This is a genomic window from Malikia granosa (assembly GCF_002980595.1).
Taxonomy (GTDB): Bacteria; Pseudomonadota; Gammaproteobacteria; order Burkholderiales; family Burkholderiaceae_C; genus Malikia; species Malikia granosa.
Map to the genome: position 1 here is coordinate 34,395 of NZ_PVLQ01000064.1, position 13,152 is coordinate 47,546.

Annotated in this window: 10 protein-coding genes; 6 read left to right on the forward strand and 4 right to left on the reverse strand. The window is 66.2% G+C overall.

The genetic code is table 11. The features are described 5' to 3' along the window. Window positions 1–15: 15 nt before the first annotated feature. Both aceF and lpdA read left to right on the forward strand, forming a co-directional pair. Window positions 16–1,686 (forward strand): dihydrolipoyllysine-residue acetyltransferase, encoded by a 1,671-nt coding sequence (gene aceF / locus C6P64_RS14065; RefSeq protein WP_105749183.1) that lies wholly within the window; start codon window positions 16–18, stop codon window positions 1,684–1,686. A 58-nt stretch (window positions 1,687–1,744) separates the two neighbouring features. Continuing rightward, complete coding sequence (gene lpdA, locus C6P64_RS14070) at window positions 1,745–3,571, forward strand: dihydrolipoyl dehydrogenase (RefSeq protein ID WP_105749184.1); 1,827 nt, start codon at window positions 1,745–1,747, stop codon at window positions 3,569–3,571. A gap of 75 nt (window positions 3,572–3,646) precedes the next feature. On the opposite strand, the gene C6P64_RS14075 is transcribed toward lpdA, so the two are convergent. The 3 genes from C6P64_RS14075 to C6P64_RS14085 all read right to left on the reverse strand — a co-directional run bounded on the left by C6P64_RS14075 (window position 3,647) and on the right by C6P64_RS14085 (window position 5,980). After that, window positions 3,647–4,069, reverse strand: coding sequence for a universal stress protein (locus C6P64_RS14075; RefSeq protein ID WP_105749185.1), 423 nt, complete (start codon window positions 4,067–4,069; stop codon window positions 3,647–3,649). A 48-nt stretch (window positions 4,070–4,117) separates the two neighbouring features. Next, window positions 4,118–5,068: a TerC family protein gene (locus C6P64_RS14080; protein ID WP_105749186.1), complete on the reverse strand. Its 951-nt coding sequence runs from the start codon at window positions 5,066–5,068 to the stop codon at window positions 4,118–4,120. 354 nt (window positions 5,069–5,422) lie between these two features. After that, on the reverse strand, window positions 5,423–5,980 hold the full coding sequence (locus tag C6P64_RS14085) for a C40 family peptidase (RefSeq protein WP_105749187.1): 558 nt from the start codon (window positions 5,978–5,980) through the stop codon (window positions 5,423–5,425). Window positions 5,981–6,059: 79 nt separating this feature from the next. On the opposite strand from C6P64_RS14085, the gene C6P64_RS14090 reads away from it, so the two are divergent. Both C6P64_RS14090 and C6P64_RS14095 read left to right on the forward strand, forming a co-directional pair. Then, the gene (locus tag C6P64_RS14090; protein ID WP_105749188.1) at window positions 6,060–6,668 is read left to right on the forward strand and encodes an isochorismatase family protein; all 609 of its coding nucleotides are present in this window, start codon (window positions 6,060–6,062) and stop codon (window positions 6,666–6,668) included. 154 nt (window positions 6,669–6,822) lie between these two features. Continuing rightward, window positions 6,823–8,724, forward strand: a complete 1,902-nt coding sequence (locus tag C6P64_RS14095) for a propionate--CoA ligase (protein WP_105749189.1) — start codon at window positions 6,823–6,825, stop codon at window positions 8,722–8,724. 71 nt (window positions 8,725–8,795) lie between these two features. Here the strand turns inward: C6P64_RS14095 and C6P64_RS18235 are convergent, their stop codons facing one another. Continuing rightward, window positions 8,796–8,969, reverse strand: a complete 174-nt coding sequence (locus C6P64_RS18235) for a hypothetical protein (RefSeq protein ID WP_170073114.1) — start codon at window positions 8,967–8,969, stop codon at window positions 8,796–8,798. Here C6P64_RS18235 and C6P64_RS14100 point away from each other — a divergent pair. Together C6P64_RS14100 and odhB are read left to right on the forward strand one after the other, a co-directional pair. Next, window positions 8,968–11,844 carry a 2-oxoglutarate dehydrogenase E1 component gene (locus tag C6P64_RS14100; RefSeq protein ID WP_105749190.1) on the forward strand — a complete coding sequence of 959 codons (2,877 nt, stop codon included), beginning with the start codon at window positions 8,968–8,970 and terminating at the stop codon, window positions 11,842–11,844. The genes C6P64_RS18235 and C6P64_RS14100 overlap by 2 nt on opposite strands. Window positions 11,845–11,902: 58 nt before the next feature. Then, a complete protein-coding gene (gene odhB, locus C6P64_RS14105) occupies window positions 11,903–13,150 on the forward strand; it encodes a 2-oxoglutarate dehydrogenase complex dihydrolipoyllysine-residue succinyltransferase (protein WP_105749191.1) in 1,248 nt (415 codons plus the stop codon). Window positions 13,151–13,152 lie beyond the last annotated feature (2 nt).

A 13,152-nucleotide genomic window follows, 5' to 3' on the forward strand; every position in this document is an offset into this window, starting at 1 on the left:
TCAGAGAGACACAAAATGGCAATCATTGAAATCAAGGTCCCGGACATCGGCGACTTCGACGAAGTGGCGGTGATCGAGCTGCTGGTCAAGCCGGGCGACAGCGTGCAGGCCGAGCAGAGCCTGATCACGGTCGAGAGCGACAAGGCCTCGATGGAGATCCCGTCCTCGGCCGCTGGCGTGGTCAAGGAGCTCAAGGTCGCGCTGGGCGACAAGGTCAAGGAAGGCTCGCTGGTGCTGCTGCTCGAAGTCGCTGGCGCAGCCGCCGTCGCCGCTCCGGCCACTGCCGCTGCCCCCGCTGCCGCTCCGGCTCCCGCCGCCGCAGCGGCCGCTCCGGTGGCTGCCGCGCCCGTGGCGGCCACGGCTGCGGTCGCCGGCCCGGTCGAGGTGCGCGTGCCCGACATCGGCGACTTCAAGGATGTCGCGGTGATCGAGGTCTTCGTCAAGCCCGGCGACGCCATCAAGGTCGAGCAGAGCCTGATCACGGTCGAGTCCGACAAGGCCTCGATGGAGATCCCGTCGAGCCACGCTGGCGTACTCAAGGAGCTCAAGGTCAAGGTCGGCGACACCGTCAACATCGGCGACCTGCTGGCGATCCTGGAAGGCGCAGCTGCCCCGGTCGCCGCTCCCGCTGCTGCCGCTCCGGCGGCTGCACCGGCCCCGGCCGCTGCTCCCGCAGTGACTCCGGTCGCCGCTGCCGCAGCCGTGGCCGCCGCTCCGGCGCACAATCCCACCGCCACCCCGGCGCTCGGTCTGCCGCATGCCAGTCCCTCGGTGCGCAAGTTCGCGCGCGAGCTCGGCGTGCCGCTCGACGAGGTCAAGGGCAGCGGCGCCAAGGGCCGCATCACCCAGGAAGACGTCCAGGCCTTCACCAAGGCCGTGATGGCCGGCAGCGCGCAGACCAAGGCCATCGCGGCGGCAGCGCCCAAGGCAGCTGCGGCCGGCGGCGGCTCCGAGCTCGGCCTGATCCCCTGGCCCAAGGTCGACTTCGCCAAGTTTGGTCCGATCGAGCGCAAGGAACTGGGCCGCATCAAGAAGATCAGCGGTGCCAACCTGCTGCGCAACGCCGTCATGATCCCGGCCGTCACCAACCATGACGACGCCGACATCACCGACCTCGAAGCCTTCCGCGTCTCGACCAACAAGGAAAACGAGAAGTCGGGCGTCAAGGTCACGATGCTGGCCTTCCTGATCAAGGCCTGCGTGGCCGCACTCAAGAAGTTCCCCGAGTTCAACTCGAGCCTGGACGGCGACGCGCTGGTCTACAAGCAGTACTACCACATCGGCTTTGCCGCCGACACCCCGAACGGCCTGGTGGTTCCGGTCATCAAGGACGCCGACAAGAAGGGCGTGCTGCAGATCAGCCAGGAAATGGGCGAGCTGGCCAAGAAGGCACGCGACGGCAAGCTGGGTCCGGCCGACATGTCGGGCGCCACCTTCACCATCTCGAGCCTGGGCGGCATCGGTGGCCGCTACTTCACGCCCATCATCAACGCGCCTGAAGTCGCGATCCTGGGCGTTTGCAAGAGCCAGATGGAGCCCAAGTGGGACGGCAAGGCCTTCCAGCCGCGCCTGATGCTCCCGCTGTCCCTGACCTGGGACCACCGCGTGATCGACGGCGCCGCCGCCGCCCGCTTCAACGCCTTCCTGGGCCAGATCCTGGCGGATTTCCGCCGCGTGCTGCTCTGATGTGTCACAGGGCAGGGCGGCTCAATCCGTCCTGCCCGGCAAGAAATAGGAACAAGAAATGGCACTGATTGATATCAAGGTCCCGGACATCGGCGACTTCGACCAGGTGGCGGTGATCGAGCTGCTGGTCAAGCCCGGCGACAGCATCAAGGCCGAGCAAAGCCTGATCACCGTCGAGAGCGACAAGGCCTCGATGGAGATTCCTTCCAGCCACGCCGGCGTGGTCAAGGAACTCAAGGTCGCGCTGGGCGACAAGGTCAGCGAAGGCACGGTCGTGCTGGTGCTCGAGGCCGAAGGCGCTGCAGCTGCTCCGGCCGCTGCCCCCGCTGTTGCCGCGGCTCCCGCAGCTGCTCCGGTCGCAGCCCCCGTGGCTGCCGCACCGGCTCCCGTGGCGTCCAGCTTTGGCGGCAGCGCCGACATCGAGTGCGACGTGCTCGTGCTCGGCGCCGGCCCCGGCGGCTACTCGGCCGCCTTCCGCGCCGCCGACCTGGGCCTGAAGGTCGTGATCGTCGAGCGCTACGCGACGCTCGGCGGCGTCTGCCTCAACGTCGGCTGCATCCCGTCCAAGGCGCTGCTGCATGTGGCGGCCGTGATGGACGAGGTCTCGCACCTCGGCGCCCTGGGTGTCGATTTCGGCGCCCCGACCGTCAACGTCGACATGCTGCGCGGCCACAAGGAAAAGGTCATCGCCAAGCTGACCGGCGGCCTCGCTGCCATGGCCAAGATGCGCAAGGTCACCATCGTGCGCGGCTACGGTGCCTTCGTCGGCGCCAACCATGTCGAGGTCGAGGAGACCAGCGGCAGCGGCCAGGACAAGACCGGAGCCAAGAAGGTCGTCGCCTTCAAGCGCTGCATCATCGCGGCCGGCTCGCAAGCCGTGCGCCTGCCCTTCATGCCGCAGGACCCGCGCGTGGTCGACTCGACCGGCGCGCTGGCGCTGCAAGGCGTGCCGAAGAAGATGCTGATCGTCGGCGGCGGCATCATCGGCCTCGAGATGGGCACCGTCTACTCGACCCTGGGCGCGCGCCTGGACGTGGTCGAGATGATGGACGGCCTGATGCAGGGCGCCGACCGCGACCTGGTCAAGGTCTGGCAGAAGATGAACGCGCACCGCTTCGACAACATCATGTTGAAGACCAAGACGGTCGGCGCCGAAGCGACTCCCGAAGGCATCAAGGTGCAGTTCGAGGGCCTGGACGGCAGCAAGTCCGAAGGCACCTACGACCTGGTGCTGCAGGCGGTGGGCCGCACGCCCAACGGCAAGAAGATCGCCGCCGACAAGGCGGGCGTCGCGGTGACGGATCGCGGCTTCATCAATGTCGACATCCAGATGCGCACCAACGTGCCGCACATCTTCGCCATCGGCGACATCGTCGGCCAGCCGATGCTGGCGCACAAGGCGGTGCACGAGGCGCATGTGGCAGCCGAGGTCATCGCCGGCGAACTGCAGGGCAAGCCGGAGCTGGCATCGGCCGCCTTCAACGCCCGCGTGATCCCGTCGGTGGCTTACACCGATCCGGAAGTGGCTTGGGTCGGCCTGACCGAAGACCAGGCCAAGGCGCAGGGCATCAAGGTCAAGAAGGGCCTGTTCCCCTGGACCGCCTCGGGCCGCGCGATCGCCAACGGCCGCGACGAGGGCTTCACCAAGCTGCTGTTCGACGACAGCCCGGAAGCGCATGGCCACGGCAAGATCCTGGGCGGCGGCATCGTCGGCACCCATGCCGGCGACATGATCGGCGAGATCGCGCTGGCGATCGAGATGGGCGCGGATGCGGTCGACATCGGCAAGACCATCCACCCGCACCCGACGCTGGGCGAGTCGATCGGCATGGCGGCCGAGGTCGCGCACGGTTCCTGCACTGACTTGCCGCCGAGCAAGAAGTAAGCGCGCCAGCGCCTGCAAAGCAGAAAAGCCCGGACCGGCAACGGTTCGGGCTTTTTTTCCTGCGGGCTCAGCGCATCAGCGCACCAGCAAGACCGGCACCTGGCAGCGTGCCAGCACCTGGGTCGCCACCGACCCCAGCACCAGGTTGGCCAACGCGCCGTGGCCGTGCGAGCCCATCAGCACCAGGTCGAACCCGCCCTCGCTGGCGGCCCTGGCGATCAGCTCGCCGGCCGGTCCGACCTGGTGCATGACTTCGGGCCTGATGCCATGGCCTGCCAGGTAGGCCAGCACCGGGCCATCGACCTTGGCGGCTTCCTCCTCGTAGTAGCCATGGGCCACCTCATGGCTGACCGCAGCCCTGGCACGCGGGGGCAGGGCGGCCACTGCGGTAAAGACCGTGAATTGGTTGTGCGGCCCGAACAGCTCAGGGTGGGTCGTCAGGTAGGCCAGCATCTTCTGGGTGAACGGGCTGCCGTCAACGGCAAGCAGGATCTTCATGACAGTGCTCCGGTAAGGTGGACGGGGGCGGCTGGATCGGCCAGGCCGTCAGGTGTTGGGAGCGGTCTTGGCGCTCCAGACCATGGTGATGGCCAGGATGCCGAGCACCACGCCCAGCGACACGGCCACCGGGATCTTGTAGATGTCGATCAGCAGCATCTTGCCGCCGATGAAGACCAGGATCACGGCCAGGCCATAGTTGAGCAGGTGGAAGCGGCTGGCCGCGGCCTGCAGCAGGAAGAACATGGCGCGCAGGCCCAGGATGGCGAACACATTGCTGGTCAGCACGATGAACGGGTCCTTGGTGATGGCAAAGATGGCCGGGATCGAGTCGACCGCGAAGATCACGTCGGTCAGGCCGACCAGGGCCACCACCATCAGCAGCGGGGTGGCGATCTTCTTGCCGTTCTCGACCGTCCAGAACTTCTCGCCGTCATACTGCTGGCTGACTGGCAGCAGCTTGCGCAGCAGCTTGAGCGCCGGGTTGTCCTCCAGGTCGGATTCCTTGCCGGCGGCCCACCACATCTTGAGGCCGGTCAGGACCAGGAAGGCGCCGAACAGGTAAAGGATCCAGTGGAACTGGGCCAGCAGCCAGCCGCCAACCAGGATCATGATCGTGCGCAGCACGATGGCGCCGATGATGCCTATCATCAGCACCCGCTTCTGGAAGGCCGGTGGCACTGCAAAGTAGCTGAAGATCAGCAGGAAGACGAAGATGTTGTCGACCGCCAGGCTTTTCTCGATCAGGTAGCCAGTCAGGAACTCGAGCGACTTCTCGTTGGCCAGCGCCACCGAGCCGGTGCTGTCCTTCACTGCCCACCAGAGCAGGCCGTTGAACAGGACGCTCAGGGCCACCCAGATCAGCGACCACTTGAGCGCCTCGCGCACGCCCACCACATGGGCGCCCTGCTTGTTGAGGACGATGAAATCGACGAACAGCGACACCAGCACGAAGCCGGCGAATGCCAGCCAGAGCCAGAGGGGAGCGATGGTTTCCATGATGAATTCCTTGCAGCAAAGGTGTTGGACAACACCCGCAAGGTCTTGCAACCGTCGGCCGATCAGCCTGGCGGGACAGCTCCGGCGTCCGCCTGATCGACGGGCCGCGTCTTGACGGAAACTGTCGCCAGCACAGCCGCTGCAGGCGGCCGGGCTGGCTTGCTACTCCCCTCTTGGGAATCTGCATTGTCAGCCTGCTGCCAGGCTGTGGCAAGCTGAGGGACCTTCCGGAAAAAACTCAGGGTCGCGCGGGTCGTCCCTGTGCCGGCGGGCTTGGCAGGCAAGAAAAAACCGCCTGCGGGCTGGCCGGAGGCGGTGATTCGGTGGCTGCTGCCGACTCGAGGAGTCGGGCCGTCAGCGCGGCGAGGGCAGGGGGATGCTGCCGGCGCCAGCCTCGACCCGGCGCGCGCCGTTGAAGCGCTTGACCCAGTAGCTCTGGCGCATGTCCTCGACCCGCACCTGCGCGCCGCTGCGCGGGGCATGGATGAACTTGTTGTCGCCGATGTAGATGCCGACATGGCTGAAGGCCGAACGCATGGTGTTGAAGAACACCAGGTCGCCGGGCTTGAGCTCGTCCTGGCTGATGGTCTGGGTCGCGCGCGCCTGTTCGGCGGCGCGGCGCGGCAGCACCATGCCCAGGGTCTGCTCGTAGATGGCGCGCACGAAGCCGCTGCAGTCCACGCCATCTTCGAGGTCGTTGCCGCCGTACTTGTAGCGCACGCCCAGGAAACCCATGGCATTGACGACCAGCTCGGAAGCGACCGAGCTCATGTTCTGGCGCACGCCTTCGAGGCGCGAGATCAGCCCCTTGCTGGCGACCAGTTCGCCCACCGGGTCGGCCTGGCTGGCGGGCTCGGCAGCAGCGAAGCCGCAGACCGAGGCGAGAGCGATGGCAATGATCAATGAACGCATCTCTAGATTCTAACTGGTGGACATGACAGCATGGTTAAATCACGCCTCTTGAACCACCCGTGATAACCCGGAGAAAAACATGTTGTTGGACGCTGATGACAGTCAATTGCTGCTGGTCGATTACCAGCCGCGCATGCTCAAGGCCCTGCACCAGGGCGAGGAGGCGCTGGCGCGCGCCTTGCTGCTGGCCAAGGTCGCCCGGATGCTGGGCGTGCCAGCCTGGGGCACCGAGCAGAACCCCGAGGGCCTGGGCGCCATGACGCCCGAGCTGCAGCCCTTGCTGCAGGCCAGCTTTCCCAAGATGGCCTTCGATGCCACCCAGTCCGACCTGGTCCAGGCGCTGCGTCCGCCGGCCAAGCCCCAGCGCAGCGGCGGCAATGCGCGCAGCCTGCCCAAGCATCTGCAAAAGCCGCAGCAGGAGGCTCCTGGCCGCAACACCATCGTGCTGGCCGGCTGCGAGGCGCATATCTGCCTGCTGCAGACTGCGCTCGGCCTGCTCGAGCAGGAGTTCGATGTCTGGGTCGTGACCGATGCCTGTGCCTCGCGCCGTGAGCGCGACCGCGATGCCGCCTTCGACCGCCTGGCCGGCAACGGCATCGAGCTCGTCACCAGCGAGATGGTCATCTATGAATGGCTGGGCGACGCCGACCACCCCGATTTCCGCTCCATCCTGCAACTGGTCAAGTAAGCTTGCCTGGCTCGGTCGGGGCCAGCCGAGCCGGTCCCTGTCGCCTCGGGACTGATCGGCCGGAGCCGGCTTGTCAGCCCGCTGCAAGCAGGGGATTCATAATTATGAATCTATTATTTTTCATTCCGCGCTGCGGAAACTGCTGGAGACTGACATGCCTGCTTCCCAAAACTATGAAGCGTTCTTCCGCCGCTCGATCGATGATCGGGATGCCTTCTGGGCCGAGCAGGCGCAGGGCGTCGACTGGCACCAGCCCTACGACCGGGTCTGCAACTACGACCGTCCGCCGTTCGCACGCTGGTTCGAGGGCGGCCTGACCAACCTTTGCCACAACGCGGTCGACCGTCACCTGAAGGGCCGCGCCGAGCAGAACGCGCTGATCTTCGTCTCGACCGAGACCAACACCGAGAAGGCCTACAGCTTCAAGGAGCTGCAGCAGGAAGTGCAGCGCTTCGCCGCCATCTACCAGTCGCTCGGCGTCAAGAAGGGCGACCGCGTGCTGATCTACATGCCGATGATCGCCGAGGCCTGCTTCGCGATGCTGGCGGCGGTGCGCCTGGGCGCGGTCCACACCGTGGTGTTCGGCGGCTTCGCCAGCCATGCGCTGGCGAGCCGGATCGACGACGCCACCCCGACCGTGATCGTGAGCGCCGATGCCGGCATGCGCGGCGGCAAGGTCGTGCCCTACAAGCACCTGCTCGACGAGGCGATCGAGCTGGCCGGACACAAGCCCGCCAGCGTGGTGATGGTCAACCGCGGCCTGGCCGACCTGGCGCCGGTGGCCGGCCGCGATGTCGACTACGCGGCCCTGCGCGAGCAGTTCCTCGACGCCCAGGTGCCCTGCGAATGGGTCGACTCGACCCATCCGAGCTACATCCTCTACACTTCGGGCACCACCGGCAAGCCCAAGGGCGTGCAGCGCGACACCGGCGGCTATTGCGTGGCGCTGGCCGCCTCGATGAAGCATATCTACCAGGGCGAGCCGGGCGAGACCTTCTTCTCGACCTCGGACATCGGCTGGGTGGTGGGTCACAGCTACATCATCTACGGCCCGCTGATCAACGGCATGGCCACCATCATGTACGAAGGCCTGCCGACCCGTCCCGACGCCGGCATCTGGTGGAGCCTGGTCGAGAAGTACAAGGTCTCGGTCATGTTCAGCGCCCCGACCGCCGCCCGCGTGCTCAAAAAACAGGATCCGGCCTACCTGACCCAGTACGACCTGTCCAGCTTGAAGGCGCTGTTCCTGGCCGGCGAGCCGCTCGACGAGCCGACCGCGACCTGGATGGCCGACGCGATCAAGAAGCCGATCATCGACAACTACTGGCAGACCGAGACCGGCTGGCCGATCATGGCGATCTGCAACGGCGTCGAGCCGGCGCCGACCAAGTTCGGTTCGCCCGGCAAGGCAGTCTACGGCTTCGACGTGCGACTGATCGACGAGACGACCGGCGAGGAAATCACCGAGCCGAACAGGAAGGGCGTGATCGCAGCCGAGGGCCCGCTGCCGCCGGGCTGCCTGCAGACGATCTGGGGCGATGACGCGCGCTACGTCAAGACCTACTGGAGCAGCATCCACGGCCGCACCATGTACAGCACCTTCGACTGGGGCGTGAAGGATGCCGACGGCTATTTCTTCATCCTGGGCCGCACCGACGACGTGATCAACGTCGCCGGCCACCGCCTGGGCACGCGCGAGATCGAGGAGAGCATCTCCAGCCACCCGAACGTGGCCGAGGTCGCGGTGGTCGGCATGGCCGACCAGCTCAAGGGCCAGGTGGCGGTGGCCTTCGTGGTGCTCAAGGACGCCTCGCGCGCGGCCGATCCGGCCTCGGCACGCGAGCAGGAGCAGGCCATCATGAAGACGGTCGACGAGCAGCTCGGCGCGGTCGCCCGTCCGGCCATGGTGCGCTTCGTCGGCACCCTGCCCAAGACGCGCTCGGGCAAGCTGCTGCGCCGCGCGATCCAGGCGGTCTGCGAAGGGCGCGATCCGGGTGACCTGACCACCATGGACGATCCGGCTGCGCTGCAGCAGATCCGGGACCAGTTGGCCTGATCCCGCGGGTCTGTCCACCCGTACAAACCACGAGGACCGAGGCCGGTTCGCGACCGGCTTTCATGCTATTGTCAAGGGCTGGACGTACCGATCAAGGTACGTCCAGTGGCGAACAGTGGCACAATCCGGGGTTGCTTCAGTTCCTTCCAGTCACTGTCGCATCCGCCAACCGGTCCAGCCGTGTCGCGGAAGGTTTTTTTACCAGCTAATGTTTCCCCGAGGGAAACGGAGGTCAGCGAATCCATGAGCCAGACGAACGACGTCTACGCCGCCTATAGCGGAAACACCTATCTCTTCGGCGGCAACGCGCCCTATGTCGAGGAGATGTACGAAAACTATCTGGCCGACCCGACCAGCGTGCCCGAGAACTGGCGCGAGTATTTCGACGCTCTGCAGCATGTCCCCGCCGCCGATGGCAGCGACGCCCGCGACGTGCCGCACCTGCCGGTCATCAATGCCTTCGCCGAGCGCGCCAAGAGCGGCGTGACCCAGACCGTGGTCGCCAGCGTCGACGCCGAGATGGGTCGCAAGCGCACCTCCGCCCAGCAGCTGATCGCCGCCTACCGCAACGTCGGCCAGCGCTTCGCCGACCTCGACCCGCTCAAGCGCACCGAGCGCCCCAGCATCCCCGAGCTCGACCCGGCTTTCTACGGCTTCAACAGCGCCGACCAGGAAACCGTCTTCGACGTCAGCAACACCTTCTTCGGCAAGGACAAGATGTCGCTGCGCGAGCTGCTCAATGCGCTGCGCGAGACCTACTGCAGCTCGATCGGCATCGAGTTCATGCACACCACCAACCAGGAGCAAAAGCGCTGGTGGCAGCAGAAGCTCGAGAGCGTGCGCGCCAAGCCGGCCTTCACGGCCGAGAAGAAGCGCCATATCCTGGACCGCCTGACCGCGGCCGAAGGCCTCGAGCGCTACCTGCACACCAAGTATGTCGGCCAGAAGCGCTTCTCGCTCGAAGGCGGCGAGAGCTTCATCGCCTCGATGGACGAGCTGATCCAGCAAGCCGGCGCCAAGGGCGTGCAGGAAATCGTCATCGGCATGGCCCACCGCGGTCGCCTGAACGTGCTGGTCAACACCCTGGGCAAGATGCCCAAGGACCTGTTCGCCGAATTCGACCACACCGCACCGGAAGACCTGCCGGCCGGTGACGTCAAGTACCACCAGGGCTTCAGCTCGGACATCAGCACCCCCGGCGGTCCGGTCCACCTGAGCCTGGCCTTCAACCCATCCCACCTCGAGATCGTCAACCCGGTGGTCGAGGGCTCGGTGCGCGCGCGCATGGACCGTCGCGGCGACAAGGTCGGCGCCCAGGTGCTGCCGGTGCTGGTGCACGGCGACTCCGCCTTCGGTGGCCAGGGCGTGAACCAGGAGACGCTGGCGCTGTCCGAGACCCGTGGCTACACCACGGGCGGCACCGTCCACATCATCATCAACAACCAGATCGGCTTCACGACCTCGGACCCGCGCGACCTGCGCTCGACCCTGTACTGCACCGACATCGTCAAGATGATCGAGGCGCCGGTGCTGCACGTCAACGGCGATGATCCGGAAGCCGTGGTGCTGGCGACCCAGCTGGCACTCGAGTACCGCCTGGAATTCCGCAAGGATGTCGTGATCGACATCATCTGCTTCCGCAAGCTCGGCCACAACGAGCAGGACACCCCGGCGCTGACCCAGCCGCTGATGTACAAGAAGATCGCTGCCCACCCCGGCACGCGTCGCCTGTACGCCGACAAGCTGGCGGCCCAGGGCCTGGGCGAGACGCTGGGCGACGACATGGTCAAGGCCTACCGCGCCGCGATGGACGAAGGCCGCCACACCGTCAACCCGGTCATCAGCAACTTCAAGAGCAAGTACGCGGTCGACTGGACCCCGTTCCTGGGCAAGAAGTGGACCGATGCCGGCGACACCGCGATCCCGCTGACCGAGTGGAAGCGCCTGGCCGAGAAGCTCACCACGATTCCCGCCAGCGTCAACCCGCACCAGCTGGTCAAGAAGGTCTACGACGACCGCGCTGCCATGGGCCGCGGCGAGATCAACGTCGACTGGGGCATGGGCGAGCATATGGCTTTCGCCTCGCTGGTCGCTTCCGGCTATCCGGTCCGCCTGTCGGGCGAGGACTGCGGCCGCGGCACCTTCACCCACCGCCACGCCGTCATCCATGACCAGAAGCGCGAGAAGTGGGACGAAGGCACCTACATCCCGCTGCAGAACGTCGCCGACAACCAGGCCAGCTTCACCGTCATCGACTCGATCCTGTCGGAAGAGGCGGTGCTGGGCTTCGAATACGGCTACGCCGGCTCCGAGCCCAACAGCCTGGTGATCTGGGAAGCCCAGTTCGGCGACTTCGCCAACGGCGCCCAGGTCGTGATCGACCAGTTCATCGCCTCCGGCGAGGTCAAGTGGGGCCGTGCCAACGGCCTGGTCATGATGCTGCCGCACGGCTACGAAGGCCAGGGCCCCGAGCACAGCTCGGCCCGCCTCGAGCGCTTCATGCAGCTGGCTGCCGACACCAACATGCAGATTGTGCAGCCGACCACGGCCAGCCAGATCTTCCACGTGCTGCGTCGCCAGATGGTGCGCAACCTGCGCAAGCCGCTGGTGCTGTTCACGCCGAAGTCGCTGCTGCGCAACAAGGACGCGACCTCGCCGCTGTCCGAGTTCACCAAGGGCAGCTTCCAGACCGTGATCGGCGAGCAGAACGCCGACGTGGTGGCCAATGCCGCCAAGGTCAAGCGCGTGATTGCCTGTTCGGGCAAGGTCTACTACGACCTGGTCAAGAAGCGCGCCGAGAAGGGTTCCGACGACGTGGCCATCATCCGCGTCGAGCAGCTCTATCCCTTCCCGCACAAGGCCTTTGGCTCCGAGCTCAAGAAGTACCCGAACGCGACCGACCTCGTGTGGTGCCAGGACGAGCCGCAGAACCAGGGCGCCTGGTTCTTCGTGCAGCACTACATCCACGAGAACATGCTGTCGGGCCAGAAGCTGGGTTACTCCGGCCGTGCCGCCTCGGCTTCGCCGGCCGTGGGCTACTCGCACCTGCACCAGGACCAGCAGAAGGCCCTGATCGAAGGTGCCTTCGCCAAGCTCAAGGGCTTCGTGCTGACCAAGTGATCCAGCGAGCGCCCCAGGCGGGCGCTCCTTCGCATACCTACAAGAGGAAGAATACAAAATGGCTATCGTAGAAGTCAAAGTCCCGCAACTGTCCGAGTCCGTGGCTGAAGCCACCATGCTGCAGTGGAAGAAGAAGCCGGGCGAGGCCGTCGCGGCTGACGAGATCCTGATCGAGATCGAGACCGACAAGGTCGTGCTCGAAGTGCCGGCGCCTTCGGCTGGCGTGCTGGCCGAGCTGGTCGTCGGCGACGGCGGCACCGTGGTCTCCGACCAGGTCATCGCCCGCATCGACACCGAAGGCAAGGCTGGCGCCGCTGCCCCGGCAGCTGCCGCCGCCCCGGCCGCCGCTCCCGCAGCCGCACCGGTCGCCGCTGCTGCCGCTCCGGCTTCCACCTCGATGGCTGGCGTCGCGATGCCGGCTGCTGCCAAGCTGATGGCTGACGCCGGCATGGCTGCTGGCTCGGTCGCCGGCACCGGCAAGGACGGCCGCGTGACCAAGGGTGACGTGCTGGCTGCCGCCGCGGCACCGAAGGCAGCTCCGGCCCCGGCCGCTGCTCCGAAGGCCCCGCTGGCCCAGGTCGCCGCTCCGGCCATCGCGCTGGGCGATCGTCCCGAGCAGCGCGTGCCGATGAGCCGCCTGCGCGCCCGCGTCGCCGAGCGCCTGCTGCAGTCGCAGTCGACCAACGCCATCCTGACCACCTTCAACGAAGTCAACATGGCTCCGGTGATGGCGATGCGTTCTAAGTTCCAGGACCAGTTCACCAAGGAGCATGGCTGCAAGCTGGGCTTCATGAGCTTCTTCGTCAAGGCTGCCGTGCACGCCCTGAAGAAGTTCCCGGTGCTCAACGCCTCGGTCGACGGCAACGACATCGTCTACCACGGCTACTTCGACATCGGCATCGCGGTCGGTTCGCCGCGCGGCCTGGTGGTGCCGATCCTGCGCAACGCCGACCAGATGAGCTTCGCCGACATCGAGAAGAAGATCGCCGAGTTCGGCAAGAAGGCCGCTGAAGGCAAGCTGGGCATCGAGGAGATGACCGGCGGTACCTTCTCGATCTCCAACGGCGGCACCTTCGGCTCCATGCTGTCGACCCCGATCATCAACCCGCCGCAGTCGGCCATCCTGGGCGTGCACGCGACCAAGGACCGCGCCGTGGTGGAGAACGGCCAGATCGTGATCCGTCCGATCAACTACCTGGCGATGTCCTACGACCACCGCATCATCGACGGCCGCGAAGCCGTGCTGGGCCTGGTCGCCATGAAGGAAGCGCTGGAAGATCCGGCCCGTCTGCTGTTCAACATCTGATC